The organism is Rhodococcus sp. NPDC056960, from assembly GCF_042674125.1.
Classification (GTDB): Bacteria; Actinomycetota; Actinomycetes; order Mycobacteriales; family Mycobacteriaceae; genus Rhodococcus_F.
On sequence record NZ_JBHURF010000050.1, the window covers coordinates 1 to 23,335 of the forward strand.

Here is a 23,335-nt window from a genome sequence, read left to right on the forward strand (position 1 = left end):
CTGCCGCACCTCGTTCCCCCCGCAGCGGAGAAGAAGACGGCGGTGGTGGTCGGCGCCGGCCCGGCCGGCCTCGAAGCCGCCCGCGTGCTCGGCGAACGCGGTCACACCGTCACCGTCCTCGAGGCCGCCAGCAACCCCGGTGGGCAGATCGCCATCGCCGCCGCCCCCGAACGCCGCCGGGACCTGATCGGCATCGTCGACTGGCGGGTGCAGGAATGCGCCCGGCTCGGCGTCACGATCCGCTACAACACCTACGCCGAGGCCGCCGACATCCTCGCCGAGAACCCGGACGTGGTCATCGTCGCGACCGGGGGCATCCCGAACACCGAGATCGTCGACGGACCGGCGAATCTGATCACCGACACCTGGCAGATCCTCACCCGCGAAGTGAAACCCGGCAGGTCGGTGCTGGTGTTCGACGACAACGGCGACCACCAGGCGATGAGCGCCGCCGAGGTCATCGCCGACTCCGGCGCGCAGGTGGAGGTCGTCACCCCCGAACGCATCGTGGCCCCCCTCGTCGGCGGGTCGAACTACCCGGCGTATCTGAAGAACTTCGCCGAGCATTCGGTGCGCACCACCCTGAACACGAGGGTCACCAAGGTTGCCCGGGACGCCGACCGCCGGCTGACGGTCACCCTCGAGGACGAATACGCGCACACCACTGTCACCCGCACCGTCGACCAGGTGGTCGTCGAGCACGGCACCATCCCCGTCGACGACGTCTACTTCGACCTCAAGGACGCCTCCCGTAACCACGGGGCCGTCGACCAGGACGCCCTGCTGCGCCTGCAACCGCAAACCCTCGTGCACAACGCGGACAGCACCTTTCAGCTCTTCCGCATCGGTGACGCCGTCTCCAGCCGCAACATCCACGCCGCCATCCTCGACGCCAACCGCCTCTGCCTGGCGATCTGAACCCCGCCGCACCCAACCGACACCCGACGCAATCCTTACCTGAACGGAGAAAGACAATGGCTGACCTCACAGGGAAAGTCGCCCTCATCAGCGGCGGATGCCGCGGGCAGGGCGAGGCCGAAGCCCGGTTGTTCGCCGAGCGCGGCGCAAAGGTCGTCATCGCCGACATTCTCGACGACGACGCAGCCAAGCTGGCGGCCGACATCGGTGCCGATCGCGCCATCGCCGTCCGCCTCGATGTCAGCGACCCCCAACAATGGGCCGACGCACTTGCCGCCGGAATCGAAGCGTTCGGGCACGTCGACGTGCTGGTCAACAACGCCGGCATCTTTTTCCAGGGCACCATCGCCGAAACCCCGGTCGAGCGGTACCGGCGCATCATCGAGGTAAACCAGATCGGGGTGTTCCTCGGCATGCAGACCCTCGCCCCGCACATGGCGAAGATCGGGCACGGCTCGATCATCAACATCGTGTCGGTGTCCTCGTTCGCACCGCTGGACTACACCGCCGCGTACGCCTCCACCAAGTCCGCGCTGCTGGCCATGTCGAAGGCCGCAGTCGGGGAACTCGGACCGCAGGGCATCCGTGTCAACATGATCCATCCCGGCGGGGTAGCGACCGAGATGGGTGCGCCGCAGGGTGCCGTCCCGACCGAATACTCCAAGGCGCCACTCGGCCGAATCGGGCAGCCGCGCGAAATCGCCACGGTCGCAGCATTCCTCGCGTCCGACGACAGCTCCTACTGCAGCGGCGCCGAGATCCTCGTCGACGGCGGATGGACCGTCGGCACCCGCAATCCGTGGACTACGTCGGACTGATCCGACACCCAGGAAGTCTAGGACGGCCATCTGGCACCCCCGACGACCCGGTGCGCGGGGAGCACCACGTACCGGGTTCCGATATCAGAGAGCGTGAGATGACGAACGCGGAACAACCGTTGCCCACCCACGCCGCATCGGCCCACCGGCTTCGTGTCCTGGTGACCGGCGTCGAGCAGCTCGAAGGCGCCTCCACCGCCCGGATCCTCGCCGAAGCCGGCTGCCGGGTCATCGCCCACAGCTTCACGGCCGACGCCGCAGACGCTGTCGCCACCGAGATCACCGAGGCTGGGGGCACCGCATACCCGGCAGTGGCCGATCTGACGATCGAGGCCGACGTCGACAGGCTCTTCGCCGGCCTCGAAGAGCGGCACGGCGGCATCGATTCCCTGATCCACACCGCCTGGCTGCCCGGTCCGGAAACGGCCGCCAACAATCTGGCCGACATCGCTCCTGCCGACTGGGGCCGTTTCACCTACGACCACATGGCGATGCTGTTCCTGACCACCCGCCGCGCCGCAGCGTCGATGCAGCACACCTCCACCACCGGCACCATCGTCACCGTGACCGGTCTGGGAGCAGGGGGTGCGATCGACGACACGGCGACGAGCCCGGCCCGTGACGCGATCAACGGCGCCGTCGAGTCCTTCACGATGACCGCGGCCCGCGATCAAACACTCGATGCATTGTGCATCAACACTATTCGGCTCTCGAGACTTTCCTCCGCCGACGTGGCCGATGCCCTCCCGCCCCGCCTCGACGAACTCTTGCCCTTGTTGCTGGTCGACCGGTCCATCGGATCGGGACACGTCATTCCGGCCCAACCCGCCTACGCTCTGGTCCCCAGCTGACCGCCACCTCCCCACACCACAGGAGATCTCACCCGTGACCGTGACATCCGAACCCACCACACCGCGAAAGGTCGAGTTGACCGACGAGGAGATCTTCGCCGGCCACATCGGGGGGAAGCTCTCCGTAGAGACCACCACCGCTCTCGATTCGCAGCGCGCCCTGTCCATCGCCTACACCCCGGGTGTCGCGCAGGTTTCTCGTGCCATCGCGGCCGACGAGACCCTCGCCGACCGGTACACCTGGACCAACCGCCTCGTGGTCGTCGTCTCGGACGGGTCCGCGGTCCTCGGTCTCGGCGACATCGGCCCCCGCGCCTCCCTTCCCGTGATGGAGGGCAAGTCGGCGCTGTTCAAGAACTTCGCCGGCCTGAACTCCATCCCCCTGGTCCTGGGCACCAAGGACCCGGACGAGATCGTCGAGACCCTGATCCGGCTGCGTCCCAGCTTCGGCGCCGTCAATCTCGAAGACATCTCCGCACCTCGCTGCTTCGAGATCGAACAGCGCGTCATCGAAGCCTTGGACTGCCCGGTCATGCACGACGACCAGCACGGCACCGCCATCGTCGTCCTCGCCGCCCTCAAGGGTGCGGTCACGGTCCAGGACCGCGACCTCGCCTCGCTGCGGGTGGTGATCTCCGGTGCCGGCGCCGCCGGCGTGGCGTGCGCGAACATCCTGCTCGCCGCCGGCATCGCCGACGTGACCGTGCTGGATTCGAAGGGCATCGTCTCCGCCGACCGCCCGGACCTCAACGCGGTCAAGATCGATCTGGCCGCCCGCACCAACCCCGCCGGACGTCGCGGCGGCATCGTCGAAGCACTCGACGGTGCGGATGTGTTCCTCGGGGTGTCCGCGGGCACCGTCCCGGAGGAACTCATCGCGACGATGGCGGAGAACTCCATCGTGTTCGCCCTGTCGAACCCGGACCCGGAGATCCACCCCGACCTCGCCCACCGGCATGCGGCGATCGTCGCCACCGGACGCTCGGATTTCCCGAACCAGATCAACAACGTGCTCGCCTTCCCCGGAGTATTCAAGGGTGCCCTGGACGCCGGGGCCCGCCGCATCACCGAGGGCATGAAACTTGCCGCCGCCGAGGCCATCCTCTCGGTCGTCGGTGACGAGCTGGCTGTGGACAAGATCGTTCCCAGCCCGCTCGATCCTCGCGTCGCCCCCGCTGTCGCGGAGGCAGTCGCAGCCGCTGCCCGCGCGGAAGGCGTCACCGGCTAGCGAGGACCACTCGATCACCCCGGACCGGGCCCGCACCCAGGCCACCGTCCGGGGTGATCGCGTATCGAATCCACGAGTCTGCGAATCTGATTCGCCACCACCTCGTCACGGCCAAGACACGATCGCAGCACCGGCCCGTATCCGGGCCGCATTCTCGGAGCACCCGAACCGAAAGACGCCCAACAGATGGACGCCCTCGAGCTCTCCCGGTGGCAATTCGGAATCACCACCGTCTACCACTTCCTACTCGTCCCCCTGACGATCGGCCTCGCACCCCTGGTCGCCGGCATGCAGACCATGTGGGTGATCACCGGAAACACACACTGGTACCGGCTGACGAAGTTCTTCGGCAAACTTTTCCTCATCAACTTCGCTCTCGGCGTCGCCACCGGCATCGTGCAGGAGTTCCAGTTCGGGTTGAACTGGAGCGAATACTCCCGTTTCGTCGGCGACGTCTTCGGAGCACCCCTGGCGCTGGAGGGGCTGGTCGCGTTCTTCCTCAAATCGACCTTCCTCGGCCTGTGGATCTTCGGCTGGAACATCCTTCCCAAATATGTTCACCTGGCCACCATCTGGCTGGTCGCGATCGGAGTGAACGCGTCCGCATTCTTCATCATCGCCGCCAACTCCTGGATGCAGCACCCGGTCGGTGCCATCTACAACGAGCAGACCGGGCGCGCCGAACTGACCAGCATCACCGCGATGCTCACCAACAGCACCGCCCTGGCCGCCTTCCCCCATGCTGTCGCCGGATCCTTCTTCGTCGCAGGCACATTCGTCGCCGGGATCTCCGGTTGGTGGATGGTGCGTGCCGGCACCAAGGCTGGATCGCCGGCTACCGCGGCGCTGTTGAGGCCCGCCGCCCGCGCCGGGTTCGTCGTCATCCTTCTCGCCGGCGCCGCGCTCGGTGTCACCGGCGACATGCAGGGCAAGCTGATGTTCGACCAGCAACCGATGAAGATGGCTTCCGCAGAATCGCTGTGCCACAGCGAAACCGGTGCCTCCTTCTCGATCCTGTCGGTGGGTACCCACAACAACTGCGACGACGTCGAGCACGTCATCAGCATTCCGCGCTTGACCTCGTTTCTCGCCGAAGGCGATTTCGACGCCACCGTCCACGGCGTCACCGAACTGCAACAGCAGTACGAACAGCGCTACGGTCCCGGGAACTACCAACCCAACCTGTTCGTCACCTACTGGTCGTTCCGGTTGATGATCGGACTCGCCGCAGGTTCGATGCTGCTGGCCGTTGCCGGGTTGTGGCTCACTCGCGGTGGCCGCATCCCCGACCAGAGATGGTTCGGCACGTTGTCGATCGTCGTGCTCCCCACCCCGTTCCTGGCCAACAGCGCCGGCTGGGTCTTCACCGAGATGGGCCGGCAGCCCTGGGTGGTCGCTCCCAACCCCACGGGGATCGACCGGATCCGGCTGTTGGTCGACCAGGGCGTCTCCGACCACTCCGCATGGTTGGTTCTCGGGTCGTTGGTGACCTTCACCGGGCTCTACACCGTCCTCGCCGGGGTCTGGGTCTACCTGATGCGACGGTACGTCCACGCCGGACCGCTCACCCACGACGAACACCCGGCCGAACCGGCCCCGCACGGCAGCGGACCGCTGTCGTTCGCCTACTGACAAGACACAGGGGACTCTCGTGGATCTGACCACCGGGTGGTTCTTCGCCATCTCCGCCCTCTTCACCGGGTACTTCGTGCTCGAAGGATTCGATTTCGGTGTCGGTATGCTCATGCCCGTCCTCGGGCGCAGTGCCGATCGCACCGACACCCGCCGCCGCGTCGTCCTCAACACCATCGGACCCGTGTGGGACGGCAACGAGGTCTGGCTGATCACCGCCGTCGGCGCCATGTTCGCCGCCTTCCCGGACTGGTACGCCAGCCTCTTCTCCGGCTTCTACGTGCCGCTGCTGCTGATCCTGATCTCGTTGATCGGTCGCGTCTGCGCAATCGAATACCGGGGCAAGATCGACGACCCCACCTGGCGCGCTCGCTGCGACCTCGCCATCGGATTCGGCTCGTGGGTTCCCGCCGTCGTCTGGGGCATGGTGTTCGCGAACCTCGTCCGCGGTGTCCCGGTCGACGCGGACCGGCACCTGACCGTCGACGTGCTCGGATTCCTGTCACCGTATGCGCTCCTCGGCGGGTTGACGACGACCACGCTGTTCCTGCTGCACGGCTCGGTGTTCATCGCCCTCAAGACGTCCGGGCAGGTGCGTGCCGACGCCACCAGGATCACGAAACTCGTCGCCGTGCCCGCGCTCGCGGTGACGTCCGGCTTCGTGACGTGGACCCAGCTGTCCCACGGGAAACCCTGGACGCTCCTATTGGCGGCGGTTGCCGTCGCGGCGCTGCTCGCCGTGCTCTCCGCGGTTCGGGCGGATCGGGACGGGTGGGCCTTCGCCGCCACCACGATCACCGTCGCCTGCACCGCGGCACTGCTGTTCGGGACCCTGTTTCCCGACCTGATCCCGTCCGCCATCGACCCGGCGCACAGCCTGACGGTCACGAACTCCGCGTCCAGCCCCTACACCCTCACCGTGCTCACCTGGTGCGCGCTGATTGCCGCCCCCCGTGGTGCTGCTGTACCAGGGCTGGACCTACTGGGTGTTCCGTCAACGCATCACCACCGACCACATCCCGGCGGCCATCGGGCTCCGACCGGCACGCTCCGACCGAGGAGGACAACACGATGTCGACGGCTGACACGACGACACCCAGACCCACGACACTGTCGATGACCGTGCTCATGACACCCGACGTCGCGAACTTCTCCGGCAACGTTCACGGTGGGCACCTGCTCAAACTCCTCGACCAGGTCGCCTACAGCTGTGCGAGCCGCTACGCCGGCACGTACGTCGTCACACTCTCCGTCGACCGGGTCCACTTCCGCGACGCCATCCACGTCGGCGAACTGGTCACCTTCTCCGCATCGGTGAACTACACCGGCCGGACCTCCATGGAGATCGGGATCCGGGTCGACACCGAGAACATCAGGGAAGGCACCAGCCGGCACACCAACAGCTCCTACTTCACCATGGTCGCCGTCGACTCCGACGGCAAACCCGTTCCCATCCCATCCCTGCCCCTGCACACCGAACTCGATGAGCAACGGTACGAAGCAGCACGGCAACGCCGCCGCGCCCAGCGAGCGGCGTTCGCCAGCCCGCACGCGGTCGAGATCCTGCCCGAGGATCGAGCCGGACGAGCGGGGATTCGATGAGATTCGTGGTCCCCCTGGGCAATTTGACCCTCCCTGCGCCGAGTGCGGACGAATGGGAATGGCAGATGAACGGGGCCTGCCGCGGTGCGGATTCCGATCTGTTCTTCGAGGCCCGCACGGAGCTCGTCGAGGCACAAGCGAAGAGGATCTGCTCGGACTGCCCGGTGCTCGCGCGATGCCGCCAGTACGCCGTGGACGCCAGCGAACCACACGGCATCTGGGGAGGCCTGACACCGCTCGAGCGGGAAAAGGCTCGGCGGCAACGCAAGTGGTTCACCTCCTCCCGCTCCGTCAGCTGACCGAAGATCAACGCAGTGCTTCGGTCTTGCCGGCGCGTCCAAATCGGCACCGACCAATTCCCGTGAACCGAAACCGCCAAAGGGGCAGGAGGGTCTGGTGCAGTTCGTCAGATTGGCGCCAGCTGTAATCGGAAGCCGATTCCTCGAACGGTGTCGATGAGGTCGGAGGTGCCGGCGTCGGCGAGCTTGCGGCGCAGCGATCGGATGCACATTCCGAGGACGTTGGTGCGGACGCCGGGTGGGTATCCCCAGACTTCGTGCAGTAGCCGGCGGCGGCTGACGACTCGTCCGGGGTTCGCAGCGAGGATGGCGAGGACGTTCGATTCCGTTGGTGTCAAGGGAAGTCGGTGCGCCCCGAACTGATTCGGTCCGATGGTGGCAGGTGCCGTGATGGGCATGCGTCGAAGCAGTGCCCGCAGTCTGGCTGCGGCCTCGGCCGCGCAGAGGTGCGCGGCCCAGACGTCGTCGGCGCCGGCGTCCAGGAGAGCCGCGGGGTCCTCATGCGGTCCGGGTGCGATGACGACCACGATCCCGACGTCACGGTCGGTCGTGCGCAACGTTCGTATTTCACTCACGTCGAAGGTCGGGGACCGGGAGTCGAGTACGACGACGGCCGCACGGTCGCGGAGCCGATTCTCAGGGGATGCTTCGGTCAGAACACGCACTCCCGCAGTGCGCAACCCGGAGACGAGGGCCGGATCCACCCCGTAGTCGACGACGACTCTGTCCGATCCCGAGCCGGAATGCGCCTTGCGTGCACCCACTTTGTCGGTCCGATGCCACGACGCTTTCGACAATTCGGTCCCGTCCTTCGTATGCCTGCCCACGCGCTAGGCCTTGGATGTAGTGCTGTCCATCAGCGCGCCCCCGAAACCGGAGGGCGGGTGTCCTCGGTCGGTGTTGCGCCGGCCGAGTGGTCGCGCCAGATCATCGGGGCGCGATCTTGCACCAGGCGCCGGTAGACGAACAGCAGGACACCGACCGACAGCAGCCCGACCCCGAGCAGGACTTCCTTCCATCCGCCGGCGTGCGAGAGTCCGGGGTTGAGGACTCCGACGACGAGGATGAATGCGTTGAACGCGGCAATGACGGCGGCGATGGGAATCCACGTGCGAGAGAGTCGGATCGGGCGTGGCCAGTGCGGACGGTCCTTGCGTAGGAGGAGGTATCCGCCGACGGCGAGGGTGATCGCGAGGATGTAGCCGAGGTTGCTGGCGATGAGGATGGCGACGGGGTTGCCGACGACGATCAGGATGACGAGGTTGACTGCCATCGTGATCCATAGTGCCCGGCTGGGTACTCCGGCGCGGTTGAGTTGGTCGAGTTGCCGGATGGACATCTTCTCGGTGGCGATGCCGTAGAGGGCGCGTCCGGCGTCGGCGGAGGAGGACACCATGCTGAGGAAGAGGGCACCGCACAGGATCGCCGTGATCACGCCGGACAGCCCGCCGGAGATGGCTTGGACGCTGGCGACGCCGTAGGTGATCGGGTTGTCGGTGACGACCGTTTCGCCGAGCTGTCCGGTGGTGGCGATCGGGACGATGGTGTAGGCGCCGACCATGAACAGGGCTATCGAATTCAACGCCCGGGAGGTGTCGCGGCTGGTGTCCTTGTACTCGGGGGCGAAGACGGCGCAGAGTTCGGAGCCGTAGATCGCCCACGCGGTGACGTACAACCAGACCACGAACGTCTTCCATCCGCCGTCGATGTGGGAGGTCAGGTTGACGGCGTGCCATTGCCCGGTGGCGAAGGGGCCGATCGCAAGGACGGCGAGGATTAGAACAAATGCGGCGCCGATGATTTGGTTGACACGGACGGCGACCCGGATTCCGGCGATGTTGAGAATCGTGCACGTCACGATCGCGATCGCGGACACCACGTGCGGGAATCCGAACGAGATGCCGGCGAGGGTGAACAGCGTCCAGGTGGCGTCGGGGAACCACTGTGCCTGGACGAGGGAACCGATGGTGAGTCCGACCAGGGACAGGACCAGCGCCCACCCGCACCAGTAGCCGAAGGCGGCGAGGGGGCCGATCGGGGCGAAGTAGCGTTTCCACGCCTCGGTGGCGAACGTGGCCACGCCGCCGGCCTTGTCCGGGAACATCGCGGCCATTTCGGAGAAGAGCTTGTTCTGCAGGAGGGCGACGACGGACAGAATGATGCAGATCGCCGCTGCGGGGAGGGCGCCGAGCGCGCCGATCACGTACCCGACCGAGACGAACAATCCGGCTGCGATCGGCAGCGCGAGCATGAACCCGTCATACCAGCGCAGGGTTTTCGGTGGGTGCGCCTCGGACGGTGCGGGGGTGGGGGTGTGGGACGACATGGTGCCTTCTCGGGGTGGGAGGGTGGTCAGCTCGCCTTTGGTTCGGTGAGACCTTCGCGATGCTGGGTGACCACGGTCACTATTTTCTGTGGGTGAGCGCTCACTATGCCCGCAGCCCGGTGGGAATCCCTTGATCGTCACCGCACAGCACTTGACCGTCTGCGACGGGTTCCCGAGAAGTCGAATCGGTACCGGTGGTGCGGAAGGCACCCGGGCTGGTCGCGTACTGGGTTTTGAACAGGCGGGAGAAGTGCGTCGGGTCGGGCAACCCCCACCGCGCGCCGATGGCCGCCACCGGCAGGTGGGAGTGTGCCGGGTCGATCAGGTCGTGTCGGCACCGCTCGAGCCGGCGTCGCCGGATCCACCGGCTCACGGTCGTCCCCTCGCTCTCGAAGATCTTCTGCAGATACCGGACCGACACGTGGTGGGCGGCGGCGATCGCGGCGCTGTCGAGTTGTGGATCGGACAGGTGCGATTCGATGAACGACTGGATGTCGAACAACAGGGTGGCTTGTCGGGTCTCGAGGGCCGGGGTCCCGGTCCGGTGGAGTCGTTCGGCGAAGGTGGCGGCGAGGACATCGAGGAGCGCGTCGTGCAGATGCACCGCTACCGCTGGTGGGAGGTCGTTGATCCGGGCGCCGAGGTCGCGCAGAAACGGGGACGCCATCGCGCCCATGCCCTCGCGTCCGGAGATCGCGGTGGCGGTCATCGCGGGGATGGCGTGTTCGGGCATCCGGAGCAGGTGCCGGGGAATCATCATCACGAGCATGCGGTAGCGGTCGGGAAACGAGAGTTGATAGGGGTGCGTGGTGTCGTAGAGGGTGAAATCTCCCGGCGTCAGCACCGCCTCGTGACCGTCCTGGCTGACCACGCAGTGCCCGCTCAGTTGTACGCCGACCTTGTAGAAGCCGGGATTGCCCGCTCGGATCGTCCGTGGGGTGCGGCGCACCGTGTGAGCGACGGCGCCGACCTCCGCAACATGGACCGTCCCGAGCGCGGCGGTACGCAGGTATCCCTCGAAACGCTCGGCCGAGTCGGTGTCGGTTTCCAGGGGGACGAAGCTGTCGATCACGGCGCTGCGGAAGCTGTCGAAGTCGATCGGCTGCTCCGCCGGTGCCGTCGTTGTGCTCATGGTCGACCTTCCTGGCCGCTGCGCGGCACTCGCGTGCTCGTGACGACCCCGTTGTGCGCCGCCTGCACACCGTCGTGCGCTCTCGGTCAACCCTGGGCGCGACCCGGCGGCAATAATTAGGCAATTGTATAGTGGTTGCCATCACACCACCAGCCTGGCCGTCGGCCCGCTGGCCGCGCGTGGAGCGCCACAGCCTCTGGGTCGGTCCCCGACAACGGATCCCGACGCAGCCCGCATCACGGAAGGTTCCCTGGAGATGACGTCAACACCGATCGCCGACACCGCACACGACCCGATCGCCCGGTCCATGGAGCGCGGGTGGCAGCTACCCGCCCACATGTACTCCGACCCGGACATGTTCGACCTCGAACAGGAACGGATCTTCAAGAAGGCGTGGCACTACGTCGGCCGGGAGGTCGATCTGGCCGATCCCGGCGACTTCGTCACCGCCGACCTCATGGGCACGCCGATCGTCGTCGTCCGGGATCGCCAGGGCCGCCTGAAGGGACACGTCAACATCTGCCGGCACCGTCTGCACCCCGTCGCCGAGGGCGCCGGCTGCCGGCAGATCTTCCAGTGCCGGTACCACGGCTGGACCTACACTCACGACGGGGCGCTGCGCGCCGCCCCGGGACTGCAGAACGAAGGCGACTTCGACAAAGACGAGCTGGGCCTGGTCCCGGTACTCGTCGACACCTTCCGCGGCTTCGTGTTCGCCAATGCCGATCTCGAGGCGCAGAGCCTGCACGCCCACCTGGGTGAGGCCGCCCGGCTCGCCGACGAACTCGACATCGACCACGCCACCTGGGAGTTCTCCGGCAGCTACACCTACGAAATCGACGCCAACTGGAAACTGTTCCTCGAAAACTCCATCGAGTGCTACCACTGCCCGCTGATCCACCAGGACACCTATGCCACGGTGTTCGAGACCACCCCGGACATGTACCTCACCCGAGAATTCGACAACGTCGCCACCCAGGTCGCGCCCGTCCGGTCCCTACCCGGCGGTGGCGACCTGGCGGCGACGGACGGCTTCCGGCTGATCTTCATGTGGCCGACCAGCTTCTTCTCAGTGGACGACTTCGTCGGCATCACCGCCCGCACCGTGCCGATCGGGCCGAAGAAGACCAAGTTCGTCGTCGACACCTTCGTCAAACCCGGCACCGACCCGAAAGCCCTGCAAGAGTGGCTCGACGTCTACGACCGCACCTTCGAAGAAGACAAGGTCGTCGTCGCTGCCCAGCAGGCCGGGTACGACTCCGGCGCCGTCCCGCAGGGCCGGCTGATGACCAACTGCGAGTCCACCATCTCGATGTTCCAGCGCCGCACCTGGCAGGCACTCACCGACGGGGGTGCGGTGAGTGCCCCACCACGGTCGGAAGCGCTCGGCGCGGTGCCGAGTTCCGGCGGAACTGTCGCCTCGGTCGCGCCCGCCCGTCGGACCGCCGCCTGGGAAGCCGACCTCACGATCGCCGCGGTGGATGAGGCCGCCGACGGGGTTCGCTCGCTGGTGTTGACCTCGCCGGACGGGGAGTTCCCCTCGTGGCAGCCGGGCTCACACATCGACCTCGTACTCGCCGACGGATTGGAACGCCAGTACTCGCTCTGCGGTGATCCGGCCGAGCGGGACACCTGGCGGATCGCGGTGCTACGGGAGCCCCGATCGCGTGGCGGATCCGAGTTCGTCCACGAAAAATTGTCCGTGGGGGACCGGGTACGGGTGCGCGGGCCCCGCAATCACTTCCCGATGCCCGACGCCGATGACTACCTGTTCGTCGCCGGCGGAATCGGTATCACGCCCATCCTCGCGATGGTGGAGGAAGCCGACCGTCGAGGAAAGAATTGGACACTGCTCTACGGTGGCCGCACGCGCGCCTCGATGGCGTTCCTCGACCGCTTGCACAAGTACGGGGATCGAGTCGTCGTCAGCCCGCAGGACACCCACGGCCTTCTCGACCTCGCCGGGTTCCTGGCCACCGCCACGCCGGACACGGCGGTCGCGGCCTGCGGACCGAGCCCTCTGCTGGACGCCCTCGGTGTGGTGTGCGCATCGATGCCGGCGGTGCGCTTGCACGTCGAACGATTTACCGCCCCCGTGCGGGACTTCGGTCCCGCCACCGCCTTCGATGTCGAATTGGCCCGATCCGGGAAGACGATCAGGGTCGGCGAGGACCAGTCGATTCTCACCGCGGTCCGCGCCGCCGGCGTGACCGCCTATTCCTCGTGCGCCGAAGGGATCTGCGGGACCTGCGAGACCACGGTCCTGGGCGGTGTCCCCGAACACCGCGACGCGGTTCTGGCCGACGAGGAACGCGCCGAGTCGAACTCGATGATGATCTGCGTGTCCCGCTGCACGTCGAGCACCCTCGTCCTCGACCTGTAGCGGGAACCGGGCGAGCCACTCGTGGCGGCACGAGTGGCCCCGCCGGGCCTACCTCTCCTTCGCCAGCATCTGACGCAGCCGCGCCAACGAATTGTTCGACGCCTCCGCGTTTCCCATGATCAGTTGCTGCATCATCAAGCCGTCCAGCGCCGCATAGACCAGCAACGTCAACGAGTCATCGGTGGCGACACCGACCTTCACCAGCGCATCACGGGTCGCGCTCAGGACGGTGTCGTAGAGCATCCGCGCCTGCGGGGCCAGGGCAGGGTTCCGTCGCGATTCGAACATCAGCTCGTATTGGAACACTTGCATATCGGGATCCCGGGCGACGATGTCGGTCAGTCGATCGAGGAACGTTTCCACCGAGTCGCCTTCGGTGATCTCCGAATACAACACATCGGCAGTCACTTCCAGCGCATGCTTCAACGCCGCCTCGATCAATGCGTCTCGGCTACCGAAGTGATGCGACACCATCCCGTGCGTGAGACCTGCCTCCGCGGCGACTGCCCGGTACGTCAGGCTGCGCAATCCACCCCTGCCGACCACACGGATCGTCGCCTCGAGCAGGGCGAGCCGAGTGTCGGGCGCAGCTGCGGTCGCCGGCGGGCGACCGGGACGTGCACGCTGAGTATCCACGAAGGCAATCATGCCAAACCGGGAGAGGCGCTCAGCCCGCTGACCGATCCTAACGACCGCGAACATTCGACCGCATCGATGATGGTGTCGGAACAGACCGCCTGGAGAGCCTCATGGTTTCCGTGGGACTCAGGTCCAGACGCCGTCGAGGTCGATCAGCGAGCCGCGGGCGGCGAGGTGCTCGTTGGACGGCGCCTTCGCGAACGTCAGCACCGGCGACCAAGCTGGGTTTCCGCTCACGAACCCAGATCGTGCGATGGTTGGATACCCTCGAGCAACCCGACTGACCCCTCCGCTCAGCTCGTCGCGGTGATGTACGCGAGCGCTTCCATGCCGGCCGTGGTGATCATGACGCCGTTGTCGCTGTGCGAGTGCGCCTATCCCGGAATCGCTCGCTGGTGGACAGATCCTTGTGCCAGTACCGGTGGTATCACGAAGTCTACGAACCATGCGGTCGTGCTGCCGGGGTACATCTCAGGCAGGGTTACCAGGCTGAAGTTGGCCGACATGAACCAGCGAATGATTCGGTCGTCGTCCAAGTCGGCCCTCAGGTCGCCGCGCTCTCTCGCCTGCGTGAGGATGGGTTCCCAGTATTGATGCTGGGTTGCGAACAGATCTTCATCGTTCGAAATCAAGAACCTGGTCACCTGCTCTCTGTCCGTGCGCATTGCCACCGACAGGAACTCGGTCCCTGTGATCAGCTCTGCGCCCGAGACCAGCGACGCGAGCATGATGTCGGCAGATTCACCGTCCAGGGAGATGGTCGCTCGGCGTTGAGCGTTCACGGCGCGGACCTCCCGGAGAATGACCTCCTTGACCAGATCCTGCTTCGTTCCGAAATACCTGTACACATTTGGCCGCGCCAGGCCTGCACGCTTGGCGATGGTGTCCATGCGCGTCGGCCCGATACCTGAACCGAGAAACTCCGTACGTGCGGCGTCGACGATGCGCCCTCGAGCTGTCACCTCGGCCATGCTACTCCAATCTGCGAATATCTAGCCCTAGACATTTAGGCCATGCTGTGTCTACGCTCACATTACAAAACTCGATTTTGTCATAGGAGGCACGGATGGACACACGCTGGAAGCTGGGCGACTTCGGAACACGGCCGGCGGTGGGAGCGTTCGAGACCGATCCTGACGAGATGGACCTGCTGGCCGAGAAGCATGGCCTCGGCGTCCAGAAGTCGTGGTTGTACGGCTTCTTCCGTGACGAGGAAGGTCTGACCTACTGCCTGGAGCGCAACTTCGTCGGCTCACTTACCTCTGGCCTGTTCGTGATGACCCAGAACGGCAGCGCGGAAAACGAATTGGATGTCCACCCGGACTCGGGTCGCAGCGCGCGTGGCGAACTGCGTCGCGTGCTGGGGGGTAAGACGCGACGGTGGCACGATCCCGTTTTTCAGAAGCTCCCGAAAGGATGCTTCCCCGAAGGTGAACAGCCGATGGATCTCGAGTTCAGCCAGCACCGGCTGACCTACAGCGAGGGCGACATCGTCGAGATGGAAGGGGAGTCGGCCGGCTTGGGTATGCAGTTCTTCATCCCGTCTCTCGACCGGCCCCTGCTGTACACGAGCACCTGTTTCTGGATGACGGGTCTTTTCCAGGGCACGCGAGTGTCCGGTCCGATCTGGTTCGACAACTCCTTCTGGAAGCACGGCGTCGAGTGGAAGGAATATGGGTACTTCCTGGACGACCAGATCATGTGGAACGTGTTCTGCAACAAGTTCGACGACGGTTCCTACGAGTGGGGACACCTGGTCTCCGGCCGCAACGGTTTCTCCCCGGGCGTCGTAATCCAGAGCACCGGCGACGTGCAGCTCACGTCGGACACCGATGCGTGGTTCGATCTCGACGAGGATCGGTGGCCGATCGAGGCGACATTCCAAGTGGGCGACGCCACCTACCGCACAGACGCGCCCAAAACCGGCCGGATGACTCAGTTTTCGGAGTCACGCTGGGCCGGCTACCGGGCGCAACTGGGCCGCACCCGCCGCGACGGTGACGAGCGCACACTGATCGACGGCCTCACCTGGAACGAGGGCTTCCCCGTCGAGCGTGTCGGACCCGACGGCAAGCCCAACTGAGCCAGACCAGCTCGAGCGGGGCCCCCGGATCATCGCCGAGGTTCCGGGGGCCCTGTTCCACCCTGCATCGCATGTCAGAAGTCCACGAATGCGCAGTTCAGCCGCCGAAATGTTATGGACTCGACGAACTCGATTCCATCGGGTTTCTCTCGCCAATGCTCACAATCTCTAGCGTTCAGCCACTACACCAGGAGTGAGATGTCATCCCTCGAAACAGGCGGTTCCGCTCACGGATCGGCACATCAGCCGCACGTGCTCACACCCCCGACACCGACACTGTTCGATCCCGTGCACGTCACCTCGGAACCGGACCGATTCTGGACACTCGCCAATACAGGTGAGGTCACGCCTGGCATCCTCGCGGCCCTCGACTGGAGCATCTGGGACAATTTCGAACTCGCTACCCGGCGTGCCTGGTGCGACCTCGGAATCATGAGCTCGAAGGATGTCTACCTTCCCGACGATCCGAATCGTCGGCAGACCTCACCCTTCTACGGCCGACACGCGCTCAACGTGGACTACGTTCGCACGTTCATGGGGTCGGTTCCCGGGGCGTCACCGAACGACTTCGAGCGAGACATCTGCGGAACGGTACGAAGCGGGATGCCTGACGAGAAGGGTAGCAATCGACGCGTGCCGGCGATGCTTGCCAAGCTGCCCAGAGCTTACCGTCGGACCAATCGCGAACTCCGACAGCTCCACGACGACACACTCGCGTGGTGGCAAAACGACGTACTGCACGGCGATGGTTCCGGTGATCCCCTCGCCGACCTGCGCGCCGCCGGGCAACGCTTTTACGAGACAATGAGCGTTCATATCCGGGTACGAACCTTTCTGCAGGGCGTGCAGGGCGCCCTGGTCGGTGTCGCCGAGAAGTCCGGGCGGCCCGAGCTTGCCCTCACCTTGTTCGCCGGTTTCGGGGATGTCTCCGAATCTGCTTTGGCCGAAGATATCTGGTCTCTCGGGTCGGGTCGTATCGACCTCGACACCTTCATCGCGCGGCACGGGTTCTACGGGCCGAACGAAGGAATGGTCTGGACGTCGTCGTGGCGGGAAGACCCCGCTCCACTTCACTCGCTGGTGCGGTCTGTCACCGCGCGCACAGACAACGGTGCTGCTCGCAGCCAGGCCGCGATGGACGCGCGGAAGGAGGCAGAGGCCGAGCTGATGGCCGGCATGTCAGGACCTCAACGCAGGCTCACGCGCTTCTTGTTCAACCAAGCCGCTGCTCAGGTCCGAAATCTCGAGCTCGGCAAGGCCTCCTATCACATCGCGTTGGACGGTTGCCGCGCCGCGGCGCGTCGCGTCGGCAAACAGTTCGAGCTGACCGGGGTGCTCGCCGACTCCGAGGATGTCTTCTTCCTGACCATCGAGGAACTCGCCGATCCGCCCGAGAACGTGCGGGAACTAGTGTCGTTTCGTCGGCAACGACGGAGGGAATACGAGGCAGTCGAGATCCCCATGACCTTCTACGGCGTACCCGATCCGATCCAAGCCACGGTGGATACAGCGGCCATCCGCGAGCTGACAGGCATCGCAGCGAGTAACGGCATCGCCGAGGGTAGGGCCCGACTGGTGTCGACGGAGGACGACGACCTGTTCGAAGATGGCGACATCCTGGTTTGTTACAGCACCAACCCGAGCTGGACGCCGCTTTTCACTCTCGTGGACGCTGTCGTGATCGACATCGGGAGCACAGCAAGCCACGGCGCGATCGTTGCCCGGGAACTAGGTATTCCTTGTGTTATCAACACCGGCAACGGCTCTCGAGTGATTCAGGACGGCGATCGGATCCGCGTCGACGGTACGAACGGAACTGTCACCATCCTCGGTCGTCTGTAGAATCGCGTATTCTCCACCGAAACTGACTTGGCGAGCGCCAGCCGCGCCGGCTGCGCCGCCGAGGTCTCCCGGCGGCGCACCTGACCGGCGTGGGGATGGAGCGTCTGGGGTGGCATCGTCGATGGTCGGCGGACGTGCACGTTGGGATGGGCAACGTCCGTCGGAGGTCGTCAGATTCGCTGTCAATCCGCCGCGCTCGAGTTCGGCTAGGGAAGTCTCGCCTTCCCCTAGGGCGAATCGTCCGGTGGTGGCGTTGTCGGCGATGAAGTCGGTGACCGACAGGTCCCAGTCGGCGATGCGGGTGTCGGCCAGTTCGATCGCTCGCAGCACTGAGTTGACGGCATCACGGGCATACGTCAGGTTCAGTGTCCCGCAGCGGCGACCCCCGTTTCTCGCCGTGGTGTCGAGTCCAGATTCACAGTGCGACGTATTTGGTCTCGAGGTACTCCTCGATCCCTTCGCTCCCGCCTTCGCGCCCGAAACCGGAGTGCTTGACGCCGCCGAAGGGGGCGGCCGCGTCGGAGATGATGCCGCGGTTGACTCCCACCATGCCGGTGTCGAGGGCATCGGCCACCCGCAGTGCCCGGTCGAGATCGCGGGTGTAGAAGTACGCGGCCAGTCCGTACTCGGTGTCGTTGGCGGCGTCGATCCCCTCCTGCTCGGTGTCGAATCCGATCACGGCCGCGACGGGGCCGAAGATCTCTTCCCGCAGCAGTCGGGCATCGCGGGGAACACGATCGAGGACGGTGGGTGCGTAGAAGTATCCCGGGCCGTCCGGGGCGTGGCCACCGGTGCGGATCCGGGCACCCCGGGCGACGGCGTCGCGGACCAGGTCGGTGACGATGGTGCGCTGGTCTTCGTTGACGAGAGGCCCGACGTCGGTGTCCGGGTCGGTGCCGTGGCCGATCCGGAGGGCGGCGATCCGGGCGGTGAGCTTGTCGGTGAACTCGTCGACCACGGAGCGTGCGACGTGGAATCGGTTGGCCGCGGTGCACGCCTGACCACCGTTGCGCATCTTCGCCGCCATCGCACCGTCCACGGCCGCATCGATGTCCGCGTCGTCGAAGACCACGAACGGGGCGTTGCCACCGAGTTCCATCGAGGTGCGCAGCAACTGGTCGGCGGAGTTACGGACGAGCAGTTTCCCGACCGCAGTCGAGCCGGTGAAGGTCAGCTTCCGCAGGCGTGGATCATCGATCAGCGGTCCGGTGAGGGCCGCGGCATCGGAGGTCGGCACGATCGACAACACGCCCGGAGGGACGCCGGCGTCGGCGAAGACCTGGCCGAGCAGCAGCATCGTCAGCGGGGTTTCCTCGGCGGGTTTGACGATGATCGTGCATCCGGCGGCGAGAGCCGGGCCGATCTTGCGGGTGCCCATGGCGAGCGGGAAGTTCCACGGGGTGACGGCCAGAACCGGACCGACCGGGGCCTTGGTGACGAGGATCCTGCCCCCGCCGGACGGCGCGCCGGTGTAGCGGCCGGCGAGCCGGACGGCTTCTTCGCTGAACCACCGCAGGAATTCGGCACCGTAGGCGACCTCGCCGCGACTTTCCTGCAGGGCCTTGCCCATCTCCAGCGTCATGATCTGCGCGAAATCTTCGCTCCGTTGCCGGAGTAGGTCGAAGGCGTTCCGGAGAATGTCCGCGCGGGTTCGAGGTGCGGTGGACGCCCACTCCTTCTGTGCCGCGGTTGCCAGGTCGAGGGCGTGCAGGCCGTCGCTGGGGTCTGCGTCGGCAACATAGGCGATGATCTCGCCGGTCGCGGGGTCGCGTACCGGGAGAGTGGCACCGGACGAGGCCGGCACCTGCCGCCCGCCCAGCCAGAGGTCGGTGGGGACGACGTCGACGATGCTGCTGGTGGTGGTCATCGGGTCACCTGTTCGGAAGATGTGGATGAGGGGCGCGCGTTCGGTGCGACGGAGGACGTCTCCTCGAGTGAGCGGCCGGCGGTTTCGGGGGCCCAGGCGAAGCAGACGAGGAACCCGGCGAGGGTGAGGAGCGCGCCGAATCCCATGGTGGGGCCGATGCCGAGACTGTCGATGCTGATGGGCAGCAGATAGGTGCCGGTGGCGGCGCCGATGCGGCTGATGCCCACGGCGGCGCCGACGGCCGTCGCGCGAATCTCGGTGGGGAACAGCTCGTTCGGGTAGATCCATTCCAGGATGCTGGGTCCGCCGGACGCGAATGCGTAGAGGCAGAAGGCGACGACGATCATCCACACCGGTCCGTCGGGTATCAGCCACAGGGCGATCAGCGGCAGCGCCATGATCGCGAACGGGATGATCGTCATCTTCCGCCGGCCGATGGTCTCGACCCAGCGCAGCGCGGGGATGCAACCGACTGCGAACAGGACGATGATGACGGTCTCGACGACCAGTCCCGCCGAACCGGCATCGGTGATCGCGAAGCCGGCGAGAATGACCGGAAGGAAGGTCAGCAGCGCGTACTGCGGGGTGATCTGTGCCAGGTACAAGGTCCCGCACATCACGGTCCTCTTCAGGTACCCGCCGCGCAGGATCGCACCGAACGATGCCTTCTTTCCGCTGGATTCGGCCGGAGCCTCACCGGTGAGGTCGAGTTTGCGGCCGTACACCGTCATGATCACCGACTCCGCCTCGGCGACGCGCCCCTTGTTGAGCAGCCAGCGGGGCGATTCGGGAATGCCGCGGCGGGCGAGGACGACGACGACCCCCAGGACGGCAGAGGTTCCGAGCATCCAGCGCCACTGGTCGTGGCCACCGGAGGCGCCGACGATGACCGCGCCGACGATGTAGGCGAATGCTGCGCCGACCGACCAGCTCACCCCGGTGAGCCCGATCATGAAGCCGCGCTTCTTCGTCGGGGTGAACTCGGTGAGCAGCGAGGTCGCTATCGGGTAGTCGGCACCGATCGCGAGACCGATGATCAGGCGCAGCACGATCAACTGCCAGGCCTCCTGGACGAAGATGCACAACACGCAGGCACCGACCAGGACGGTCAGGTCGAGGGCGTACATCTTCTCCCGGCCGATCCGGTCGGTGAGGGCGCCGAACAGGGTCGCGCCGAAGAAGATGCCGATCAGGGACGCGGCGCCGATGAGGCCGACCTCGGCGCTCGACGGCATCAGGTCGGCCTTGATACCGACCAGGGCGACTCCGATGATGCTCAGGACGTAGCCGTCGAGAAAGGGGCCACCGCAACAGGCGATCAGCAGTTTCCGATGGAAGCGCGACGTCGGCGCTTCGTCCATGACGTCGAAAGTGTTCATCAAGTTCCTCGAGGATGTGGTTTCCGCGACGGTGGCGCCGCGTGCACGCGAAATGCGGGATTGATCGAAACCATAAGGGACCGCGACGCCCGCCGATATCGTGCCGGGGTACAAAAACGCCACCGTGAATCGTTCGACTGTATGAGACCGAGGAGGATGCCCAGCTCAGGTCCGGGGAGTAGGCCGGGGTTGTACCCAAGTATGACTGCTGCGATGAATTCCGTGCCGTCGTACGAGTGTGCAGGAGGGGCTGCCTATGACACTGTCACCACGTATTGCCGCGCACCATTCGTCGCGCCGAGGTCCGCCGAGAGTCGGAGTGCCGGCGTGAGACAGGAAGGCCCTCTATGTCGACCGCGATCGATTTCCCGTCGTTGTTCAGCCCCCTCGGCGTGGGGTCGCTCGAGCTCAAGAACCGCATCTTCTCGTCGGGCCACGACACGGTGATGGCGCACGACGGCCAGATCACCGAACAACTGATCGCCTATCACCGAGCCCGCGCCGAGGGCGGAGCCGGTCTGATCATCATGCAGGTCGCCGGCATCCACGAGACGGCCCGCTACACGTCCCACGTGCTGATGGTCACCGACGACGGCTGCATCCCCGGCTACCGGCGGCTGGCCGAGGTGGTCCACGAGCACGACTGCAAGCTGATCTCGCAGATCTTCCATCCCGGCCGCGAGATCATGGAGTCGCAGGACGGCGCCCTCCCGGTCGCGCTCGCACCGTCGGCGGTGCCGAACGAACGGTTCCACGTCATGCCCCGGGCCCTGAGCATCGACCTCATCGAGGAGATCGTCGCGGGGTACGCGAGCGGCGCGCTGAGGCTGAAGAAGGCCGGCCTCGACGGCGTGGAGATCACGGCGAGCCACGGTTACCTGCCCGCCCAGTTCCTCAACCCGGGGATCAACCTCCGCGACGACCGGTACGGGGGCAGCCTCGAGAACCGCATGCGCATGCTCCGTGAGACCGCCGAGGCCGTCCGGGAGGCTGTCGGGCCCGACTTCGTGGTCGGCGTGCGCGTCTCGGCGGACGAGCGCACCGTCGACGGCACCGAGCCCGGCGAAATCCTCGAGTTGTGCCGGACCCTCGACGCGGACGGATACATCGACTATCTCAACGTCACCGAGGGGACCTCGGCCAGCCAGAGCGGTTCCACGCACATCGTCGCCCCCATGGCGTACGAGGCGGCGTACACCGCCCCCTCCGCGGCGCGAATCAAGAAGGAGGTGTCGGTCCCCGTCCTCGTCGCCGGCCGGATCAACCAGCCGCACGAAGCCGAGACCGTCCTCTCCACGGGGCAGGCCGACGCGTGTGCGATGACCCGCGCCCTCATCTGCGACCCCGACCTCCCGGTCAAGGCCGAGACCCGCCGAGTCGACGAGATCCGCGCATGCATCGCCTGCAATCAGGCGTGCATCGGCCACTTCCATCTGGGCTATCCCATCAGCTGCATCCAACGACCCGAGACCGGACGCGAATTGCAGTTCGGACGACCCACGCCCGCACAGGCTTCCAAGAAGGTCATGGTCGTCGGAGGCGGACCCGCCGGGATGAAGGCCGCCGCGGTCGCCGCGCAACGCGGGCACCGCGTCACCCTGTACGAGGCCGCGGGCCGCGTCGGTGGTCAGGTGCTCCTCGCCGAACGCCTCCCGCACCGTGCCGAATTCGGTGGCGCCGTCACGAACCTGCTCGCCGAGATCGAACGATCCGGGGTGGAGGTGAAGACCCGTGTGCGCGTCGACCCCGACCTCGTGCGACGAGAATCGCCGGACGAGATTGTGGTCGCGACCGGGGCGGTGCCGTACCGGCCCGCTCTCGAACTCGACGGGACCCTTCCCGTGTTCGACGCCTGGGACGTCGTGAAGAGCGCCGCAGCCGACCTGCCCAAGGGGCGCATCGTGATCGCCGACTGGCGATGCGACTGGACCGGACTCGGTGTCGCCGAGATGATCGCCCGGAGCGGGGGCCGCAAGGTCACGCTCTGTGTGAACGGAAACGCCGCCGGCGAGCTGTTGCAGCAGTACACGCGAAACGCCATGCTCGCCGCCGTGTTCGAGGCGAACGTCGACATCGTCACCAACGTGCGTCTCTACGGCGCCGACGACGACACGGTGTACCTGCAGAACACGCTGACCTCCCAGCCCGTGATCATCGACGACGTCGCCGGCCTGGTCCTCGCGCTGGGTCACCGGCAGGAGGACGGTCTGCTTCGCGCCCTCGAAGGAACCGGTGTTCCCGTCCACGCGATCGGCGACTGCATGGCTCCGCGCACCGTCGAGGAGGCGACGCTGGAGGGGCTGCGGGTGGCGAGCGGCCTCTGACGGACCGGGGTC

At 66.1% G+C, this 23,335-nt stretch carries 18 protein-coding genes and 3 pseudogenes; 13 read left to right on the forward strand and 8 right to left on the reverse strand.

Going from position 1 to position 23,335, the window contains the following annotated elements:
- The 8 genes and pseudogenes from ACFTWF_RS42575 to ACFTWF_RS42610 all read left to right on the forward strand — a co-directional run.
- Positions 1 to 918: FAD-dependent oxidoreductase (locus ACFTWF_RS42575; protein WP_378467080.1), on the forward strand; the 918-nt coding region annotated here is incomplete at its 5' end.
- A gap of 56 nt (positions 919 to 974) precedes the next feature.
- Positions 975 to 1,736, forward strand: a complete 762-nt coding sequence (locus tag ACFTWF_RS42580; RefSeq protein WP_378467081.1) for an SDR family NAD(P)-dependent oxidoreductase — start codon at positions 975 to 977, stop codon at positions 1,734 to 1,736.
- 98 nt (positions 1,737 to 1,834) lie between these two features.
- The gene (locus ACFTWF_RS42585) at positions 1,835 to 2,587 is read left to right on the forward strand and encodes an SDR family NAD(P)-dependent oxidoreductase (RefSeq protein WP_378467082.1); all 753 of its coding nucleotides are present in this window, start codon (positions 1,835 to 1,837) and stop codon (positions 2,585 to 2,587) included.
- A gap of 34 nt (positions 2,588 to 2,621) precedes the next feature.
- The gene (locus ACFTWF_RS42590) at positions 2,622 to 3,815 is read left to right on the forward strand and encodes an NADP-dependent malic enzyme (RefSeq protein ID WP_378467083.1); all 1,194 of its coding nucleotides are present in this window, start codon (positions 2,622 to 2,624) and stop codon (positions 3,813 to 3,815) included.
- A 186-nt stretch (positions 3,816 to 4,001) separates the two neighbouring features.
- Complete coding sequence (locus ACFTWF_RS42595; RefSeq protein ID WP_378467084.1) at positions 4,002 to 5,447, forward strand: cytochrome ubiquinol oxidase subunit I; 1,446 nt, start codon at positions 4,002 to 4,004, stop codon at positions 5,445 to 5,447.
- A gap of 19 nt (positions 5,448 to 5,466) precedes the next feature.
- A pseudogene (cydB, locus tag ACFTWF_RS42600) lies at positions 5,467 to 6,532 on the forward strand (cytochrome d ubiquinol oxidase subunit II).
- Positions 6,519 to 7,049 carry an acyl-CoA thioesterase gene (locus tag ACFTWF_RS42605; protein WP_378467085.1) on the forward strand — a complete coding sequence of 177 codons (531 nt, stop codon included), beginning with the start codon at positions 6,519 to 6,521 and terminating at the stop codon, positions 7,047 to 7,049. Before cydB ends, ACFTWF_RS42605 begins: the two are co-directional and overlap by 14 nt.
- Positions 7,046 to 7,348, forward strand: coding sequence for a WhiB family transcriptional regulator (locus ACFTWF_RS42610; RefSeq protein ID WP_378467086.1), 303 nt, complete (start codon positions 7,046 to 7,048; stop codon positions 7,346 to 7,348). The genes ACFTWF_RS42605 and ACFTWF_RS42610 overlap by 4 nt, the downstream gene beginning before the upstream one ends.
- A 107-nt stretch (positions 7,349 to 7,455) precedes the next feature.
- On the opposite strand, the gene ACFTWF_RS42615 is transcribed toward ACFTWF_RS42610, so the two are convergent.
- The 3 genes from ACFTWF_RS42615 to ACFTWF_RS42625 form a co-directional block, all read right to left on the reverse strand.
- Positions 7,456 to 8,175, reverse strand: a complete 720-nt coding sequence (locus ACFTWF_RS42615) for a winged-helix domain-containing protein (protein ID WP_378467087.1) — start codon at positions 8,173 to 8,175, stop codon at positions 7,456 to 7,458.
- 29 nt (positions 8,176 to 8,204) lie between these two features.
- Positions 8,205 to 9,674: an APC family permease gene (locus tag ACFTWF_RS42620; protein ID WP_378467088.1), complete on the reverse strand. Its 1,470-nt coding sequence runs from the start codon at positions 9,672 to 9,674 to the stop codon at positions 8,205 to 8,207.
- Between the two features lie 103 nt (positions 9,675 to 9,777).
- Positions 9,778 to 10,806, reverse strand: a complete 1,029-nt coding sequence (locus ACFTWF_RS42625; RefSeq protein ID WP_378467089.1) for a helix-turn-helix domain-containing protein — start codon at positions 10,804 to 10,806, stop codon at positions 9,778 to 9,780.
- Positions 10,807 to 11,161: 355 nt separating this feature from the next.
- On the opposite strand from ACFTWF_RS42625, the pseudogene ACFTWF_RS42630 reads away from it, so the two are divergent.
- A pseudogene (locus ACFTWF_RS42630) lies at positions 11,162 to 12,124 on the forward strand (aromatic ring-hydroxylating dioxygenase subunit alpha); the annotation flags it as partial.
- Positions 12,125 to 12,274: 150 nt separating this feature from the next.
- Positions 12,275 to 13,189, forward strand: a complete 915-nt coding sequence (locus ACFTWF_RS42635; protein WP_378467104.1) for a PDR/VanB family oxidoreductase — start codon at positions 12,275 to 12,277, stop codon at positions 13,187 to 13,189.
- Between the two features lie 48 nt (positions 13,190 to 13,237).
- Here ACFTWF_RS42635 and ACFTWF_RS42640 read toward each other — a convergent pair whose 3' ends face one another.
- The 3 genes and pseudogenes from ACFTWF_RS42640 to ACFTWF_RS42650 form a co-directional block, all read right to left on the reverse strand.
- Positions 13,238 to 13,825 carry a TetR/AcrR family transcriptional regulator gene (locus ACFTWF_RS42640; RefSeq protein ID WP_378467090.1) on the reverse strand — a complete coding sequence of 196 codons (588 nt, stop codon included), beginning with the start codon at positions 13,823 to 13,825 and terminating at the stop codon, positions 13,238 to 13,240.
- A gap of 138 nt (positions 13,826 to 13,963) precedes the next feature.
- Positions 13,964 to 14,047: pseudogene (locus tag ACFTWF_RS42645) on the reverse strand (CoA transferase); the annotation flags it as partial.
- 155 nt (positions 14,048 to 14,202) lie between these two features.
- Positions 14,203 to 14,799 (reverse strand): TetR/AcrR family transcriptional regulator, encoded by a 597-nt coding sequence (locus ACFTWF_RS42650; RefSeq protein WP_378467091.1) that lies wholly within the window; start codon positions 14,797 to 14,799, stop codon positions 14,203 to 14,205.
- A 95-nt stretch (positions 14,800 to 14,894) separates the two neighbouring features.
- Here ACFTWF_RS42650 and ACFTWF_RS42655 point away from each other — a divergent pair, with 95 nt between their 5' ends.
- Together ACFTWF_RS42655 and ACFTWF_RS42660 are read left to right on the forward strand one after the other, a co-directional pair.
- Positions 14,895 to 15,911, forward strand: coding sequence for a hypothetical protein (locus ACFTWF_RS42655; RefSeq protein ID WP_378467092.1), 1,017 nt, complete (start codon positions 14,895 to 14,897; stop codon positions 15,909 to 15,911).
- A 432-nt stretch (positions 15,912 to 16,343) separates the two neighbouring features.
- A complete protein-coding gene (locus ACFTWF_RS42660; protein WP_378467093.1) occupies positions 16,344 to 17,753 on the forward strand; it encodes a PEP-utilizing enzyme in 1,410 nt (469 codons plus the stop codon).
- Between the two features lie 415 nt (positions 17,754 to 18,168).
- On the opposite strand, the gene ACFTWF_RS42665 is transcribed toward ACFTWF_RS42660, so the two are convergent.
- Entirely contained in the window at positions 18,169 to 19,620 is a 1,452-nt protein-coding gene (locus ACFTWF_RS42665) for an NAD-dependent succinate-semialdehyde dehydrogenase (protein ID WP_378467094.1), read from the reverse strand.
- Positions 19,617 to 20,999, reverse strand: coding sequence for an MFS transporter (locus tag ACFTWF_RS42670; protein WP_378467095.1), 1,383 nt, complete (start codon positions 20,997 to 20,999; stop codon positions 19,617 to 19,619). Before ACFTWF_RS42670 ends, ACFTWF_RS42665 begins: the two co-directional genes overlap by 4 nt.
- 347 nt (positions 21,000 to 21,346) lie before the next feature.
- Between ACFTWF_RS42670 and ACFTWF_RS42675 the strand changes: the two genes are divergently transcribed.
- Positions 21,347 to 23,323 carry an FAD-dependent oxidoreductase gene (locus tag ACFTWF_RS42675; RefSeq protein ID WP_378467096.1) on the forward strand — a complete coding sequence of 659 codons (1,977 nt, stop codon included), beginning with the start codon at positions 21,347 to 21,349 and terminating at the stop codon, positions 23,321 to 23,323.
- The last annotated feature ends 12 nt before the right edge of the window (positions 23,324 to 23,335 follow it).